Annotated in this window: 13 protein-coding genes; 8 read left to right on the top strand and 5 right to left on the bottom strand. The window is 45.5% G+C overall.

Annotation, left to right across the window (positions count from 1 at the left end; all coding sequences use genetic code 11):
- The first annotated feature begins 154 nt into the window (after positions 1-154).
- The 5 genes from dnaA to gyrB are packed head-to-tail and all read left to right on the top strand — an operon-like array spanning position 155 to position 6,381.
- Positions 155-1,543: a chromosomal replication initiator protein DnaA gene (gene dnaA / locus L5M71_RS21940; protein WP_263209782.1), complete on the top strand. Its 1,389-nt coding sequence runs from the start codon at positions 155-157 to the stop codon at positions 1,541-1,543.
- Positions 1,544-1,562: 19 nt separating this feature from the next.
- Positions 1,563-2,663, top strand: coding sequence for a DNA polymerase III subunit beta (gene dnaN / locus L5M71_RS21935; RefSeq protein WP_105250803.1), 1,101 nt, complete (start codon positions 1,563-1,565; stop codon positions 2,661-2,663).
- Positions 2,638-2,868 carry a hypothetical protein gene (locus L5M71_RS21930; protein WP_158683016.1) on the top strand — a complete coding sequence of 77 codons (231 nt, stop codon included), beginning with the start codon at positions 2,638-2,640 and terminating at the stop codon, positions 2,866-2,868. The genes dnaN and L5M71_RS21930 overlap by 26 nt, the downstream gene beginning before the upstream one ends.
- Positions 2,865-3,947 carry a DNA replication/repair protein RecF gene (gene recF / locus L5M71_RS21925; RefSeq protein WP_105250804.1) on the top strand — a complete coding sequence of 361 codons (1,083 nt, stop codon included), beginning with the start codon at positions 2,865-2,867 and terminating at the stop codon, positions 3,945-3,947. Before L5M71_RS21930 ends, recF begins: the two co-directional genes overlap by 4 nt.
- A gap of 16 nt (positions 3,948-3,963) precedes the next feature.
- Complete coding sequence (gene gyrB, locus L5M71_RS21920; protein WP_263192918.1) at positions 3,964-6,381, top strand: DNA topoisomerase (ATP-hydrolyzing) subunit B; 2,418 nt, start codon at positions 3,964-3,966, stop codon at positions 6,379-6,381.
- A gap of 112 nt (positions 6,382-6,493) precedes the next feature.
- On the opposite strand, the gene L5M71_RS21915 is transcribed toward gyrB, so the two are convergent.
- Together L5M71_RS21915 and L5M71_RS21910 are read right to left on the bottom strand one after the other, a co-directional pair.
- Positions 6,494-7,156 carry a glutathione S-transferase family protein gene (locus L5M71_RS21915; RefSeq protein WP_263209780.1) on the bottom strand — a complete coding sequence of 221 codons (663 nt, stop codon included), beginning with the start codon at positions 7,154-7,156 and terminating at the stop codon, positions 6,494-6,496.
- A gap of 104 nt (positions 7,157-7,260) precedes the next feature.
- On the bottom strand, positions 7,261-8,181 hold the full coding sequence (locus L5M71_RS21910; protein ID WP_263209778.1) for a biotin-dependent carboxyltransferase family protein: 921 nt from the start codon (positions 8,179-8,181) through the stop codon (positions 7,261-7,263).
- Between the two features lie 333 nt (positions 8,182-8,514).
- Between L5M71_RS21910 and L5M71_RS21905 the strand changes: the two genes are divergently transcribed.
- Complete coding sequence (locus tag L5M71_RS21905) at positions 8,515-9,555, top strand: HDOD domain-containing protein (protein WP_263209776.1); 1,041 nt, start codon at positions 8,515-8,517, stop codon at positions 9,553-9,555.
- 78 nt (positions 9,556-9,633) lie between these two features.
- On the opposite strand, the gene glyS is transcribed toward L5M71_RS21905, so the two are convergent.
- Positions 9,634-11,703, bottom strand: a complete 2,070-nt coding sequence (gene glyS, locus L5M71_RS21900; protein WP_263209773.1) for a glycine--tRNA ligase subunit beta — start codon at positions 11,701-11,703, stop codon at positions 9,634-9,636.
- A gap of 10 nt (positions 11,704-11,713) precedes the next feature.
- Positions 11,714-12,619: a glycine--tRNA ligase subunit alpha gene (gene glyQ / locus L5M71_RS21895; protein WP_263209771.1), complete on the bottom strand. Its 906-nt coding sequence runs from the start codon at positions 12,617-12,619 to the stop codon at positions 11,714-11,716.
- A 117-nt stretch (positions 12,620-12,736) separates the two neighbouring features.
- Between glyQ and L5M71_RS21890 the strand changes: the two genes are divergently transcribed.
- Positions 12,737-13,330 carry a DNA-3-methyladenine glycosylase I gene (locus L5M71_RS21890; RefSeq protein WP_263209769.1) on the top strand — a complete coding sequence of 198 codons (594 nt, stop codon included), beginning with the start codon at positions 12,737-12,739 and terminating at the stop codon, positions 13,328-13,330.
- 173 nt (positions 13,331-13,503) lie between these two features.
- Here L5M71_RS21890 and L5M71_RS21885 read toward each other — a convergent pair whose 3' ends face one another.
- Complete coding sequence (locus L5M71_RS21885; protein ID WP_263209768.1) at positions 13,504-16,692, bottom strand: amidohydrolase family protein; 3,189 nt, start codon at positions 16,690-16,692, stop codon at positions 13,504-13,506.
- Positions 16,693-16,858: 166 nt separating this feature from the next.
- On the opposite strand from L5M71_RS21885, the gene L5M71_RS21880 reads away from it, so the two are divergent.
- A partial coding sequence (locus tag L5M71_RS21880) for a transposase (RefSeq protein WP_259573881.1) occupies positions 16,859-17,015 on the top strand: 157 nt, incomplete at its 3' end.

Below are 17,015 nucleotides of genomic sequence, written 5' to 3'. Positions count from 1 at the left end.
AGTGCTGAATAAAAGGATCGTTTTGGATCTTTGATGATCGAGGATATCCACATAGAATGATCTCGCTGGGGATAAATATTTTTTAAGGATAGCGATCCTTGAGATCTCGCTATAGAATACACCTCTTTTTTGATGATCTTTTGGGGATAACTAAGTGGCTGTTTCACTTTGGCAACAATGTATCGGACGACTGCAAGATGAGCTTTCTGCTCAGCAGTTCAGTATGTGGATCAGACCGTTACAAGCCGAAATGGATGGAGATACTCTGGTGCTTTATGCGCCCAACCGCTTCGTGCTTGATTGGGTCAGAGATAAGTACATCAATATCATTAATCAGTTCTTTACTGAGCAAATGGGTAGCGACGCGCCTAAATTGCGTTTCGATATCGGTAGTCGTCCTTCGGCGAAAAAGCCAAGTGTACCGGCACCGATTGCGCCAACTCGAGCACCCAATACCCAAACGAAAGCGACGGTAGGCACGACGTTTAATGTCCAAGCCGAGCCTATGGCGAACGCGAATCACCGCAGTAACATCAATCCTAGCTACCAGTTTGATAACTTCGTAGAAGGTAAGTCTAACCAATTAGGTAAGGCTGCGGCGTTACAAGTGGCTGAAAATCCGGGTGGTGCTTATAATCCACTATTTTTATATGGCGGAACAGGTCTAGGTAAGACTCACTTGTTGCACGCTGTAGGTAATGGGATCATTAAAAATAATCCGAATGCCAAAGTGGTTTACATGCATTCCGAGCGTTTTGTTCAGGACATGGTTAAAGCGCTGCAAAACAACGCGATCGAAGAATTTAAACGTTATTACCGTAGCGTCGATGCCTTGTTTATCGATGATATTCAATTTTTTGCTAATAAAGACAGATCCCAAGAAGAATTCTTCCATACCTTCAATGCGTTGCTTGAAGGGAATCACCAAATTATTTTGACTTCAGATCGTTATCCAAAAGAGATCGACGGTGTTGAAGACAGATTGAAATCGCGTTTCGGTTGGGGTTTAACTGTGGCGATTGAGCCACCAGAGTTAGAAACCCGCGTGGCGATTTTGATGCGTAAAGCTCAAGAGAGCTGCATTAATTTACCCGATGAAGTGGCTTTCTTTATTGCTAAGCGTTTACGCTCAAACGTGCGTGAGCTAGAAGGGGCGTTAAACCGCGTTATCGCCAACGCAAACTTCACGGGTCGGCCAATTACCATTGATTTTGTTCGTGAAGCCTTACGTGACCTCTTGGCACTTCAAGAAAAATTAGTCACTATAGACAATATTCAGAAAACCGTAGCTGAATACTACAAGATCAAGATGGCTGATATGTTGTCTAAGCGTCGTTCACGCAGTGTTGCGCGCCCAAGGCAAGTGGCAATGGCGTTATCCAAAGAATTAACTAACCAAAGCTTGCCGGAAATTGGTGATGCTTTTGGTGGTCGAGATCACACCACAGTGTTGCATGCCTGTCGTAAGATTGCTCAGCTACGGGAAGAGAGCCACGACATTAAAGAAGATTATGCTAATTTGATTAGAACCTTATCTTCTTAAAACAAGGAATTTGGACACGATGAAATTCTCAATTGATAGGGATGCCCTATTAAAGCCGTTGCAATTGGTGTGTGGTGCGGTAGAAAGACGCCATAACTTGCCCATTTTGTCTAACCTCCTTGTAGAAGTAAGTGGTCACTCACTTAAGCTGACTGGTACAGATTTAGAAGTCGAACTCGTGGGCCAAGCTGTGGTTCACGGTGATATCGAAGAAGGTCGTACTACGGTTCCGGCGAAGAAACTGCTCGATATTGTTAAGTCTTTGCCAGAACAAAGCGAACTGAAAGTCGAACAACAAGATAATAAATGGTTGCTGCGTTCAGGCCGTAGCCGTTTTTCCTTAGCGACTTTGCCCGCAGAAGAATACCCTAACGTTGAAGCCTTCCAAGCTGAGATTGAATTTAGCTTGAAGCAGGGCGTGTTGAAGTCGATTATCGACTCGACGCAGTTTTCGATGGCTAACCAAGATGTACGCTATTACCTCAACGGATTATTGTTTGAAACTGAAGGTAATGTGTTGCGTGCGATAGCGACCGACGGTCATCGTTTAGCCTTAAGTCATCGTACGATTGAAGCACAATTACCGGAAAAACAAGTCATTGTGCCCCGTAAAGGCGTAATTGAAATGGCGCGCTTATTGGAGTCTGACGATCTCGATATCACTATTGCTATTGGTGATAATGCTATTCGTGCCACCACGGCTAACACAGTATTTACCAGTAAATTAGTCGATGGTCGCTTCCCTGATTATCGCCGTGTATTGCCAAAGGGCGGTGATAAAATTGTGATTGCGAGTCGTAATCACTTGAAGCAAGCGCTGACGCGGGCTTCTATTTTATCCAATGAAAAATTCCGTGGTGTGCGTATTCAACTCGAAAATGGTCTGCTCAAGATCACCGCTAATAATCCTGAACAGGAAGAAGCGGAAGAAATCATTGATGTGGAATACAACAATCAGGCCTTAGAAATTGGTTTTAACGTCAGTTACTTACTGGACGTGCTCAACAACCTTAAGTCCGATGATGTGCGTATCACGCTCATTGATGGTAACTCCAGCGCCCTAATCGAAAACCATTTGGAAGAAGATTCCATGTATGTGGTTATGCCGATGCGCTTATAAACCATCGATTTTTACGTTACCCGTGTCTGTACCTCTGTCTTCGATGTCTATGCCGCTTAACGGCGGCATAGTGTTTAATACGCAGCATTGGCCATTCCTTCACTCATTTACCGATAGTCTTAGCCTGTGGCAGCGATTGAGTTGCTCGTTAAGTGCTATGAATCCTTGCCTACGCCGTTTACGCGGCTTAATGAGTAATGCATGAGCCTGACCCGCCTCAATATCGAAGCATTTCGCAACATTCAGTCCGCACAGTTAATCCCTGCACCTGGGATTAACGTGATTTATGGTCAAAATGGCAGCGGAAAAACCAGTATTTTAGAAGCCATTTATTTCCTCGGTATGGGGCGCTCGTTTCGCAGCCATTTATCCCAACGAGTGATTAATCATGATGACGATAAATTAACGCTATTTGCGACTTTAAATTTAGCGCGCGGTGACAGTAAAATTGGTTTACGCCGATTTCGCAATGGTGAGACGGAAGTGAAAATCGACGGCGAAAAAGTCAAACGTCTGTCGACCTTAGCCGAAGCTTTACCTATTCAAGTGATCACACCTGAAAGCTTTTCTTTACTGTTTGAAGGCCCAAAATCCCGTCGACAATTTATCGATTGGGGCGCATTTCATGCTGACCCACAGTTTTATGGCGCTTGGACGAATGTTCGTCGCGTTCTTAAACAAAGAAATCAATTGCTTAGAAACGGTTCAGCTTACAGTCATATTCAATTTTGGGACCAAGAGTTTGTGCGCTATGCCGAGCAGGTCACCGAAATACGAAACCATTATGTAGACTCGTTAAATGAGCTACTTAAGGGTATAATCGGAGAGTTTTTACCGAGTGTAGATGTGAAGGTTTCATTTACGCGCGGCTGGGATAGTAAAACGGATTTTGCAGAACTACTCGAAAACCAATATTCCAGAGATTTGGCCACAGGTCATACCGTCAGCGGTCCCCATAAAGCTGACCTTAGACTTCGTGTAGGCACTTTGCCGGCGCAGGATGCCCTGTCCCGTGGTCAATTGAAATTATTAGTCTGTGCACTGCGTATTGCACAGGGAAAGTTGCTCAAACAACAAATAGATAAAAACAGTATTTATCTTGTGGATGATCTTCCGTCCGAGTTGGATGCACAGCATAGGCAGCTATTGCTTAAGCAGTTAACGGATACCGGAGCACAAGTTTTTGTGACCGCCATTGATCCTGCTGCAATAGTCGATTCGTTACACACGCCTCCCAGTAGGATGTTTCATGTGGAACAGGGACGTGTAACGGTAATTGAATAACCATTGAGAGAATAATATGTCAGAGAATAGTTACGATTCTTCGAGTATTAAGGTCCTTAAGGGCCTTGATGCAGTACGTAAGAGACCTGGGATGTATATTGGTGACACCGACGACGGTACGGGTCTACATCATATGGTGTTCGAAGTAGTCGATAACTCTATCGATGAAGCCTTAGCCGGCCACTGTAGCGATATTACGATTACTATCCATGTAGATGGTTCGGTTTCTGTTAAGGATGACGGCCGTGGTATTCCGGTATCTATCCATGAGGAAGAAGGCGTATCGGCGGCAGAAGTTATTATGACGGTATTGCATGCCGGCGGTAAGTTCGACGATAACTCCTATAAAGTGTCTGGCGGTCTCCACGGCGTGGGTGTATCGGTTGTAAACGCTTTATCTAAAAAGCTGCAAATGACCATTCGTCGTGCTGGCAAAGTATACGAGCAGTTTTATACTCACGGTGTGCCTGATGCGCCGATCAAAGAGATTGGTGATGCAACCAAAACCGGTACTGAAATCCGTTTTTGGCCAAGTGAAGATACCTTCAGCGATGTTGAGTTTCACTTTGAAATTCTGGCAAAGCGCGTGCGTGAACTGTCTTTCCTTAACTCAGGCGTGGGTATTCGTCTGGTTGATGAACGTGACAACAAGAATGAATTCTTCAAATACGAAGGCGGTATTAGCGCATTCGTCGATTACCTGAACCGTAACAAAACCCCAGTCAACAAAGATGTATTCCACTTTATGCAAGAGCGTGAAGATGGCATTACCGTTGAAGTGGCTATGCAGTGGAATGACGGTTATCAGGAAAATATTTTCTGTTTTACCAACAACATCCCACAGCGTGATGGTGGTACTCACTTAGTCGGTTTCCGTAGTGCGTTGACACGTAACCTCAACAGCTACATGGAAAACGAAGGCTATAACAAGAAAGGCAAAACCAGCGCGACTGGCGACGATGCCCGCGAAGGCTTGACTGCCGTTATCTCTGTTAAAGTGCCAGATCCAAAGTTCAGCTCGCAAACCAAAGACAAACTGGTTTCTAGTGAAGTGAAAACCGCGGTTGAACAAACCATGGGTGAGAAGCTGAACGATTATCTGCTGGAAAACCCAGCTGATGCGAAGTTGATCGTCGGTAAGATTGTCGATGCTGCCCGTGCCCGTGAAGCGGCGCGTAAAGCTCGTGAAATGACCCGTCGTAAAGGCGCACTCGATTTAGGTGGTTTGCCAGGTAAGCTGGCCGATTGCCAAGAAAAAGATCCTGGTCTTTCAGAAATTTACATAGTGGAAGGTGACTCTGCTGGCGGTAGTGCTAAGCAGGGACGTAACCGTAAGAACCAAGCGATTTTGCCACTGAAAGGTAAAATTCTAAACGTTGAGAAGGCCCGCTTCGATAAGATGTTGTCTTCTCAAGAAGTGGCCACACTGATCACGGCACTTGGCTGTGGTATTGGTCGCGACGAATATAACCCAGATAAAACCCGTTATCACAACATCATCATCATGACGGATGCTGACGTCGACGGCTCGCACATTCGTACTTTGCTGTTGACCTTCTTCTTCCGTCAAATGCCTGAATTGATTGAACGTGGTTATGTGTATATTGCTCAACCGCCTTTATTTAAAGTGAAAAAGGGCAAGCAAGAACAGTATTTGAAAGATGAGCCAGCATTGACTCAATACCTCACGACTCAAGCATTGGATGGCACTGTTGTGTATCCAACGCAAGGTGCGATTGGTATGTCAGGTGAGCCGTTAGAGCGTTTAGTGACTCAGTATCGTGAAGTGGAAGCCATTGTTGCTCGTTTAGAGCAGCGCTATCCAACGCACATTACTAACCGTATGCTTTACCATCCAATGATCACCAATGAGATGTTGGCCGATGAAGGCAAGATGAAAGAGTGGATCGATGCCTTTATCAATGAGCTGGTGGAAATGGAAAACAGCGGCGTACTGTATTCTGCTGAGCCGATTCTCGATCCTGAGCGTAAAGTGTATCTGCCTAAGATCACCATTCGTAAACACGGTATCGATACTAACTATCTGTTTACTTATGACTTCTTCCAATCAAGCGATTATCAACGTATCGGCAAGTTAGGTGCGGCGTTAGATGGCATGATTGAAGAAGGCGGCTATGTACAACGCGGCGATCGTGTTAAAGAAGTCGGCAGCTTCCTTGAAGCGCTAGATTGGACGATTTCTGAAGCCAAACGCGGCTTATACATTCAACGTTATAAAGGATTGGGTGAGATGAACCCTGAGCAATTGTGGGAAACTACAATGGATCCTGAATCACGCCGTATGTTGCAAGTCACGATTGATGATGCCGTGGGTGCCGATCAGTTGTTCACTTGTTTGATGGGTGATCAAGTTGAACCTCGTCGTGAGTTCATCGAAGCGAACGCATTGAACGTGGCTAACTTAGACGTTTAATGCTCGATGTATAATATTAGACGTGTAATGCGTGTTAAGTGACTCGCGTTAGTACGTGAATGATTAAGGGAAAGCCAAGGCTTTCCCTTTTTTATCTCTATGATTTATCTCTTTATCGATCAATACCCGCTTCATCCGCTGCAACAATTTCAGTCTCTGCTTTAGCCGCATTAATCCACGCCTGCATTTCCGGACAGCTGATCACATGCTGCATATAGGCACGGCTTGCCTGCGAGACTTCAATATCGTAGGTAAGAAAACGCATAACCACAGGGGCAAACATCATGTCGGCAATCGACCATTGGCCAAATAACCAAGTACCTTCCGCATGAGATGGGGCGAACTCGGCCATTTGTGCTGACCAAATCGCATCGATGCGCTCAATGTCTTTGCGGACCGCATCAGTGAGCTCAACATAACGGCTCGCGCATATGTTCATTGGTAGAGCGTTACGCACGGCATTAAAGCCAGAATGCATTTCACTGGCAATCGATCTAGCCTTGGCTTTTTGTTTAGGATCTTGCGGCCATGCACTACCGGCAAGATAGGTGTCGTTGAGGTATTCGCAAATCGAGAGTGAATCCCATACCGTTATATCGCCATCGACTAATGTCGGTACTTTTAACGTCGGCGAAATGGCTTTGAGTTGCTGATAAAAGCTGTCGGTATCGAGTTGCAGCAATACTTCGTTGAACTGCACGCCAGATTTCGCGGCCATTAACCAAGCCCGCAGTGACCAGCTAGAGTAGTTTTTATTGCCAATATATAGATCCATTTTTTGTCCTTGAGTGAAATGCCGAGTGTTTCTGCAAAGCTACTATATGGGCTCATTTCACCTATGACTAATGAATTAAATCTAGCTTCTTGATTTCTATATACCTAGTTGAGACTGCGTTGTAAGCGATAGAAGTAGTCATGCCATTCTGCTTGCGCCGTTGCGGCTTGTTCATCGTCGACTAATTCGAATTTAACTGTTTGCCCTGGGCGAGTTTGGGCAAGCTTCCAAAGATCGGCTTCAATAATCACGGCTATTTGAGGATGACTGCTGGTGGTCTGCGCATCGGCAAGTAACACGAGTGGTTGCCCTGAAGCGGAGACTTGAACCACTCCGGGCGTGACTGTGTGTGATTGCACAGGGAATGGCTTCGCCAATGTTAACGTATCACCTTTGAGTATTGCACTCGCACGATCACTTTCAGCTGAAAGTTGCCACTGTGTTTGCCAGAATGTTTGCTGAGATTTCAACGAGAAGGCTTGAGTGTGCTTGGTCGGGAGTGCGCGAATATGCCCATCCCAACTTTTTTGAATTGCACCGACTTGCCTTCTTAGTGGATGAGCTGAACCTAAGGTCAGGCGATCGCCCGCTTCTAATGCGCGGCCATGAAATCCACCGATACCTGAGGTTAAATCGGTAGCGGCTGAATTCATCACTAGCGGAACTTTAACGCCGCCATCAACGGCAATATAAGCACGCATGCCTTTATTTCCCCCTCTAAGACTGAGTTTTTGCCCTGCCTTAATGGAGTAACGCCAGCCGCAAACTATAGGCTTATTGTCTATACGAGCATCGAAATCGGCACCGGTTAAGGCAATCCAAGCGTCGCGTTTAAACAAAAAAATCGATTGGCCGAAGGTCAATTCTAATACGGGTGTGTTATCTGGGTTTGATAATAGGCGGTTTGCTAAACACAGGGCAGGTCTATCTAAGGCGCCAGCTTGGGTTACACCTAAATGTCGGTATCCCATGCGTCCGAGATCTTGAACTGTGGTTAGTGCACCCGCTTTTATTACCTCGATCATCAAATATTCCGTCGTTAGCTGGCGAGTATGTCGTGAATGACTTAAAGGGAGACGAAATACGTATCACTTTATGAAGGGTGGACATATTGTCAGCTAAATGATGCCAGAATGTAAGTTTTTTGAGGTTTCAAGTTGTAACCAAGATTGTCTTTATAAAGGCAGCAATAGCGGGATTGTAGACGTCAGAAATGAATTGAATATGTTACACTTAAGCAAGCCATTAGCATGTCTGCAACGTGTTTATATATAGCTTTAGCGGATCAAAATGGATTTATTATGGGCAATATTTAACTGACTTTTTAACAATTATTTATAATGACAGGTTGATGCTTCTTGATTAAATCACTTTTTAATAAGCTCTTTAATATTCGCGATACAGCGACGGTTGAGAGACCCAAAAGTTTTTCAACCACTGACTTAGGTAAGTCGCTGGAACCTGCGCGAAAGCCAGCTAAATCTCTCGAAGACATTAGTGTGGTATCAGTGGATTTAGCCGCACTCTTTTATAGTTTGTTGTTTCCGACACGGGTTAAGGACACTGGCGGTGTAGCTAATAATCTTGAACGTCGAGTCATGGCGGAGATAGAGCAGGCCTTAGCATCGCCACAAGTGATCGCCGAAAAAGTGCTAAAGCTGCCGTCAAAGGTATTGGAGCTAGATCGTAAGCTGGCCGATCCTCAGTTTGATATTAAGGATCTATTAGCGCTTATTGAGCGAGATCCTTTACTGAGTATTGAGGTACTTAAGCTATGTAATTCCCCTGCGTTTAAACGTAGCGATAGGGATATCACCAGTTTGCAGCAGGCTTTGGTACAGCTTGGTCGTGAACAGTTGAGAAAGTTTGTCACCACTTGCCTAGTGCGTGAAATGTTGGATATCAAGCCAATTTATTTTCGTCGTTTTGGGGCTGAAATTTGGCGCCACTCGATGCAGGTCGCCTTTCTCGCCAGTGAGTTAAGCGACGAAGATCAAGATACGGCTTTTTTATTGGGTTTACTGCATGATGTCGGCAAGCTAGCCATTTTCAAAATGCTACTCGATGCGTTTGTGCAGGCGGAGCCGGGAGAGCAGCCTAATTCTGGGTTATTTAGACAAGTGATGACGACGAAATCGTTAACCTTAAGTTCATTGCTCGCTAAGCATTGGCAGCTACCCAATACCTTTGAAACAGAATTAGACAAGCTCGCCAGTGTGAACTCGCGCCCGCAAGCTGGGCTCGCCGCTGTGGTATGGCGGGCGAATGTGATCAGCGAGATTTCTATGCTGCATCAAGCAGGGCAATTATCTCCTGAAATACTGGCGAATTTACTGCAGCAAGTTAACTTAGATCAAACTCAATTTGATGGCTTACATCAAAAACTGACGCAGTTCTGATTGGGCAGCTTATGAAATCAGGGCAATAAAAAACGCGCTATTTAGCGCGTTTTTTATAAATCGATAATTTTAGTATCATTATTGCAGTAGTGATATATCCGCGACGTGCAGGAACTGCTCACGTAGATTATTCAACAATGCTAAACGATTGTTTTTCAAAGCTTCATCATCGGCCATTACCATCACATCTTCGAAGAACTGATCCACGCTTTCACGTAGGCCAGCTAACAAGGTTAAGGCTTGTTGGTAATCGGCATTGGCAAACAAAGGTGCCAGCAGTGGTTGCAGCTCGTTCAACTTGGCCGCTAATGCTTGCTCTGCGGCTTCAGTTAACAGACTCGCATTGATCGTTGTCGGTAAAGCACCTTCAACCTTAGCCAGAATGTTGGATACACGTTTGTTCGCTGCCGCAAGTGCACTAGAAGCTTCTAGGCTTCTAAAGTGTGATACCGCATTGATACGGCTATCAAAATCAGCTGGGCGTGTTGGGCGACGTGCTAGCACTGCTAAGATCACATCAACACCAATGCCTTTATCTTGATACCAAGCGCGGAAGCGTGCCATTAAGAACTCTAACACTTCATCGCTTGCATTGACGTTGCTTAAGTTAGTGCCATGCAGTGCTTGTGCTTTAGCGATAAGATCAACTAAATCAAGTGGTAGCTTGTTTTCTACTATGATACGTAGCACGCCAATTGCTGCGCGGCGTAGGGCAAAGGGATCGGCTGCACCTTTAGGAGCTTGGCCAATACCAAAGATGCCGACTAAAGTATCGAGTTTATCTGCTAATGCAACTGCGCAAGATACACCTGCACTTGGCACAGTGTCACCAGAAAACTTAGGCTTGTATTGCTCTTCCATCGCAACTGCAACGGCTTCGGTTTCACCATCGAGGCGGGCGTAATGCATGCCCATAGTGCCTTGAGTATCGGTAAATTCCATCACCATATTGGTCATCAAATCGGTTTTAGATAACAAACCTGCACGGGCTGCATCAACCGCATTCGCGCCAGTTTGCTCGGCAATAAAGGCGGCTAGGGCAGAGATACGATTTACTTTGTCTTTTAATGTACCCAGCTGCTGTTGGAACAATACTGTTTCTAAGCTAGGTAAACGTGATTCCAGCGTATGTTTTTTATCAGTATTAAAGAAGAATTCGGCGTCGGCAAGACGTGGACGCACAACTTTCTCGTTACCAGAGATAATTTGCGCAGGATCTTTAGATTCTATGTTGGTCACAAAGATAAAGTTTGGCAGTAACTTGCCCGCGTCATCAAAGACTGGGAAGTATTTTTGATCGCCCTTCATGGTGTAGACCAAAGCTTCAGACGGTACGGCTAGGAATTTTTCTTCGAAGCTGGCGGTCAATACCACTGGCCATTCGACCAAAGAGGCGACTTCTTCAAGTAGGCTATCTTCGATATCGGCTGTACCACCAATCTTAGCGGCGGCTTTTTCGGCATCGGCTTTGATCAATGCTTTACGGCTTTCGTAATCAGCGATGACTTTGCCTTTTTCTTTCAGGTCGGCAAGGTAGTGATCAGCATGGGCTAATTCAAACTGCTTGAGTCCCATAAAGCGGTGACCGCGAACAGTGCGTGCCGATTTGATACCCAGCAATTCACCTTCAATCAACTCACTGCCTAACAACATAGTGGCTGTGTGCACAGGGCGAATAAATTGGGTTTTATTATTGCCCCAACGCATTGGCTTAGGAATGGGCAATTTATCGAGTGCACGTTGAGCCATAGCAGCGATCAAACTTTTGGTTTCGACGCCTTCAACTTTGGCGTTATGGACTAACCATTCGCCTTTATCTGTAACTAAACGTACGGCTTGTTCAACAGTAATACCATTACCACGTGCCCAACCTTCGGCGGCTTTAGTCGGTTTGCCTTCAGCATCGAATGCTGAACTCACTGCTGGGCCGCGTTTTTCAACCACTTTGTCAGCTTGTGCAAGGGCAAGTTCAGTGACGTTAATTGCCAGACGACGTGGCGCTGCGTACCAAACGGCTGAGCTGAACGCTAAATCGGCTTTGGTGAGTTCTTCAGTAAAGTTAGCTAAAAAGGATTCAGCCAGTTTACGCAGTGACTTAGGTGGTAATTCTTCCGTGCCTAACTCTATGAGTAAGTTTTCAAAATTCATGTTTTTACCTCTACTTACACATTGGGAAGCCAAGCGCTTCGCGTGCCTGATAATAAGATTCAGCGACCGCTTTCGCCATAGTACGAACGCGTAAGATGTAGCGTTGGCGCTCGGTAACTGAAATGGCATGGCGGGCATCGAGCAGGTTGAAGGCGTGTGAGGCTTTCATCACTTGCTCGTAGGCGGGCAGAGGTAAAGGTTTTTCTAGCGACAATAAATGCTGACACATTTTTTCGCATTGATCGAACAGGGTGAACATAAAATCCACATCGGCGTGTTCGAAGTTATAGGTCGATTGCTCGACTTCGTTTTGATGGAACACATCGCCATAGGTGATTAGGCCTAGTGGACCATCGGTCCATACGAGATCATAAACGCTATTAACGCCTTGGATATACATGGCCAGACGCTCTAGGCCATAGGTGATTTCACCTGTGACTGGGCTGCATTCGATGCCGCCGACCTGTTGGAAGTAAGTAAACTGAGTCACTTCCATGCCATTAAGCCAGACTTCCCAGCCTAAGCCCCAAGCACCTAGTGTTGGTGATTCCCAGTTATCTTCCACAAAGCGGATATCGTGGATTTGAGTATCAATACCCAGTGCTTGCAGTGAGCCTAAATACAGCTCCTGAATATTGTCAGGCGAAGGTTTTAACACGACTTGGAACTGGTAGTAGTGCTGCAGGCGGTTAGGGTTTTCACCGTAACGACCATCCGTAGGGCGGCGCGATGGCTGCACATAGGCACTGCTCATAGGTTCAGGTCCTAAAGAACGTAGGAAAGTTTGTGGGTGGAATGTACCAGCGCCGACTTCCATATCTAGAGGTTGAACAATTGCACAGCCTTGCTGTGCCCAATATTCCTGCAGGGTGAGAATGAAACCCTGAAATGTTTTTACGTCGTGTTTTGTCGTCATGTCTACTTGTCTACTGCCGTCAGCCTGAATAGAAAATGGGTTCGATTATACCTTGTAGATATCTGCTTATGTAGGTTATTTTTTACCTTCTTAATTAAAACAATAAGGTTATATACCATGGAAGAGATCCGCTGTGGCTGGGTAAGTGATGATCCCTTGTATCGTGAGTATCACGACAAAGTGTGGGGGCGACCTGTTTATGATCCAAAAGAGCTGTTTGCTAAGTTGTGTTTAGATGGTCAACAGGCCGGATTATCTTGGATAACTATCCTGAAGAAGCAACAAAACTATGAACAGGCCTTTGCTAATTTTGAACCTGAGATTATTGCGACTTTCGATGAGGCGAAAGTGGAGGAGCTCATGCTGAATCCCGGTATAGTGCGCAATCGCTTGAAGGTGAACTCTATCATCAAAAATGCTAAAGGTTATTTAGCCTATACTGCCGATGGGAAGGATTTCTCTGCATTTTTATGGAGTTTTGTGGGGGGCAAACCTATGGTCAATCAGATTATGTCAATGTCACAAGTACCTGCACAAACGCCAGAATCAGAAGCTATGTCAAAGGCCTTAAAGAAACTCGGATTTAATTTCGTCGGCCCAACAATTTGTTATGCCTTTATGCAGGCAGTGGGCATGGTGAATGATCATCTGGTCGAGTGTATTGCCTATCAGGCCTGTGTTGATTCCGGTCATGCGCATAACCACAAGTAACATTAATCGCTGAACTTACTGATGCTGAAGTAGGGCTTGTTGGACTTGCGTGATATTTGAAGCCAGAGAAAAAAGCATGTTCCACGTGGAACATGCTTTTTGTATTTTGGAGGTACTATGCTAATTAAAGCTTAGATACTTTAAGAAAAACCATTCTAACCCTGAATTAGCGTTTATATTTTCTCAAAGAAAAACGGCTTACGCTGTTGTTTATCCCCATTCAGTTCATTCATAGTCTCTGCATCAAATAACTTACCATTGACCATAGTATGAGTGACTTTGTCGGTGACTCGAATGTCGGCTAATGGATCACCATCAATAACGATCAAGTCTGCGAGCTTACCTTCTTTGATAGAACCAAGTTGCTGTTCCATGCCAAAGGTCATCGCTGGATTAATGGTGGCCGTTTTCAACACTTCCATATTGCTCATGCCGCCTTGGGCAAACATCCACATTTCCCAATGTGCCGCTAAACCTTCACGCTGACCGTGGGCGCCAATATTTGGGTGAACCCCTAACTTATTGAGCTCGTTAGCAACCTTAGCAACATTGAAATGATTGTAGTGGCTCTCTGGAGCATGGGGGCGTCGCATTGATCTTGCTTGCAAAATATCGGCTGGCACATACATGGATAGGCGTGGATGGGTCCACACATCGGTTTTATCATACCAGTAGTTTTCACCAGAAATACCACCATAGGCGACTACTAAGGTTGGGGTGTAACCAACTTGAGTCTGGCTCCAAAACTGTTTGATATCGTTATAGATTGAACCAACGGGGAGCGAGTGCTCAATCGTAGTATGGCCATCGGCGACCATGCTTAAATTATGTTGCAGCAAACTGCCACCTTCTGGGACAACCATCATTTCAAGTTCACGCGCTGCGGCTATGACCTGTTGCCTCTGATTGCGGCGCGGTTGGTTATAACTTTTTACGCTAAAGGCACCGACTTTTTTCAGGCGTTCTAGGTGGAACTTGGCATCATCTAGTGAGTCTATGTGCGATGTGTAGCCAGGCGCATTCGCGCCATAGAGTATGGTGCCAGTGGAGAATATTCGTGGGCCAACAATATTGCCTGCTTTTTGTTGCTCAGATGCGGCAAAGATTTCTGTGGTGTCATTCGATGGATCGTGAATCGTGGTGACACCCAAGGATAAACCGGAATACAGCGCCCAGTTCTGTTGTGGCACAATTTCATCATCTGCTTGCGGTCCATGGGCGTGGGCATCGAATAGACCGGGCATAATGGATTTGCCCTTGATGTCAATGATCTGCGCATCCTTAGGAATCGCAACATTGGCATCACCTACGGCGACAATATGATTGTCTTTAACTATGACCACGCCGTTCTCAATCACTTGGTCATTTTCCATGGTAATCACTTTTCCACCGACGAAGGCGATTGTTCCACGTGGAACATCGGCCTTTTGGGTAAAGCCTAAATCGATAATGCTTGGTTGTGCCTTTTCATCTTTGTCGCGATATTGAGTGTCAACCTTGGCTTGGTACAACTCGGGGCCAAGAGTCCAATATAGTTGGTCGCTTTTACTGTTCCAACTGATACTTTCGCCCGCACGGGCACTCAATTGGCTTACGGGCAGATTGCTGGCATTGGGGCCAATCTCAACTGTCTCGCCGTGTTTAGCAAAAGGTGTTACCCAAACCTTGAATCGTTCAGCAAAGGCGAGTTGCTCACCATCGGGTGAAACCCTAAATTCAGTTGCATGTTTGCTGCTGTAATGAACCCGTTTATCGAAGCCGTCTAAGTTGATGGATGATAACTGCGGCGTTTCATCTTCGCTGCTATTCATAAAAAAGACGCGATCGGCATTAGCACCGAATTGAGCTTGATAGCCATCGGCACTGATCTTGCTATTTTGTTTACCTTTAATATCGACTTTATATAGCCCGGGCTCCTGCGACCAAGTTCTTGGTGTGAGGTTACCGCCTTGAGTTTTACGATACACTACGAGTTCACCATTGGGTGAAAAGGTGGGTTCGACATACTTTCCTGGCTCAGATGTTAGCTGCTTAGGTTTGCCACCTTTGGCGCTGATCACTTGCACTGTGCCTTGGTCTTGGTCATTCCACGTGGTGAAAACAATATTTTTACCATCGCGGGACCATTGTGGATAAAGTTCTGCAATATTTTTGTCTAGCTCAGTCAAGCGTGACATTCTGCCATCGGGTAAGGATTTTAACCAAATTTTCCCCAGTGCTTCGAAGGCGACTTTGCTACCATCCGGTGAGACCTGCGCCATACGTAGCATTTTTACATCGAAAACGTCTTTATCTATATCTTGCTTAAAGCGCACCGAGGGCTGTACGGCTAACTCAGTTTTTACACTAAAAAGAATGTCTGTGAGTGTTTTATTGGCAACATTCAGACGATTAATTTTTCCCTTAGCCCAGAAGAAAATATCCTTGTTATCTTGTGTCCATGCCATTGTTGGATAGACGCCATGAATGGCCCAAGTCTCCTGCATATCACGGTCAAGTTCGCCAAACAGCTTAGTTGTTTCTCCCGACTTAAGGTCGAGTAGGTAGAGTGATGACTGGAAATCATCGCGCTTAATATAGGCGAGCTTAGTGCCGTCTGGGCTCGGCGTTGGCCGAATCGCTCCACCCGTGCCTTCGATTAATACTTCAATCTCACCAGTTTGAGTATCGTAGCGTTTTATTTTGTAGATACCGTTGACCGAATCCTTTGAGTAATGGAATGTTTTACCCGGCGTGTCATCCTGACTAAAGTAGATATAGCGACCATCGGGTGAATACGCGGGTTCGCCTAAATCTTTCTGATCATTTGGGCGTTCAGTTAGTTTGACGCCTTCGCCGCCCGCTACGTGGTATAGCCACACTTCACCCGCACCTAAACTGCGGCTGGCGGTAAAATGCTTACGTGCAACAAGATACTGAGAGTCAGGGCTCCAAGCTGGACTGTTTAGCAACCTGAATGTTTCTTGGGTGACAGTTCGTGGATTGCTACCATCGGCATCCATGATCCAAATGTTATCACCACCATCGCCATCCGAGGTAAATGCGATGTGTTTGCCATCTGGGCTATAGACGGGCTGCATCTGCCAAGCAATGCCTTGGGCTAATGGCTTAGCTTCACCGCCGGTTACTGGGATTTGGTAAATGTCGCCGAGCAAGTCGAAGACAATATGCTTGCCATCTGGACTGACACTAAGGTTCATCCAAGTGCCTTCATTAACATCAATTTTGACTTGCTCTAAGGGAGCATTTGCTGGAGCGTTAACATTCCATTCGGCCTCCTTCGTTTCTGCTGCGTTAACGGCGAGGGTATTCATACCTAGAGCGAGGGCGATATAAAGCGGGGTAAGTTTAGATTTCAACATGTCACTTCCTGTTATCGTTCTTATGGACTGCTTTAGTGGTATTAATTTTAAGATGAAATTTTGTTAATACTTAGTCTAGGGTCTGTTGATCTTTCGAGAGTAATTTTTAGACAGCATGGCAAGACGTTATAATTTGCTTCGCCAAAAGTAACCATAACCTCAAGCCATGCCAAGACTTATGCTAACCGATGCACGCTGGGAAAAGCTATTTCATTTAATGAAAAGCACAGGCCGTGTTTATGACAAACCTGAACATAGACAAACATTCGAAGGTATTCTTTACCGCCTTAGAACAGGTATCCCTTGGCGAGATTTACCTAAAG

The organism is Shewanella sp. SW1 (assembly GCF_025653545.1).
GTDB classification, from domain to species: domain Bacteria; phylum Pseudomonadota; class Gammaproteobacteria; order Enterobacterales; family Shewanellaceae; genus Shewanella; species Shewanella oncorhynchi.
This window is presented reverse-complemented; position numbering and strand designations above follow the sequence as displayed.

Coding starts and splice junctions, on each gene's coding strand:
- dnaN (WP_105250803.1), top strand. CDS start 1,563: ATGAAATTCTCAATTGATAGGGATGCCCTATTAAAGCCGTTGCAATTG.
- L5M71_RS21930 (WP_158683016.1), top strand. CDS start 2,638: ATGTGGTTATGCCGATGCGCTTATAAACCATCGATTTTTACGTTACCC.
- recF (WP_105250804.1), top strand. CDS start 2,865: ATGAGCCTGACCCGCCTCAATATCGAAGCATTTCGCAACATTCAGTCC.
- gyrB (WP_263192918.1), top strand. CDS start 3,964: ATGTCAGAGAATAGTTACGATTCTTCGAGTATTAAGGTCCTTAAGGGC.
- L5M71_RS21915 (WP_263209780.1), bottom strand. CDS start 7,156: ATGGATCTATATATTGGCAATAAAAACTACTCTAGCTGGTCACTGCGG.
- L5M71_RS21910 (WP_263209778.1), bottom strand. CDS start 8,181: ATGATCGAGGTAATAAAAGCGGGTGCACTAACCACAGTTCAAGATCTC.
- glyS (WP_263209773.1), bottom strand. CDS start 11,703: ATGAATTTTGAAAACTTACTCATAGAGTTAGGCACGGAAGAATTACCA.
- glyQ (WP_263209771.1), bottom strand. CDS start 12,619: ATGACGACAAAACACGACGTAAAAACATTTCAGGGTTTCATTCTCACC.
- L5M71_RS21890 (WP_263209769.1), top strand. CDS start 12,737: ATGGAAGAGATCCGCTGTGGCTGGGTAAGTGATGATCCCTTGTATCGT.
- L5M71_RS21885 (WP_263209768.1), bottom strand. CDS start 16,692: ATGTTGAAATCTAAACTTACCCCGCTTTATATCGCCCTCGCTCTAGGT.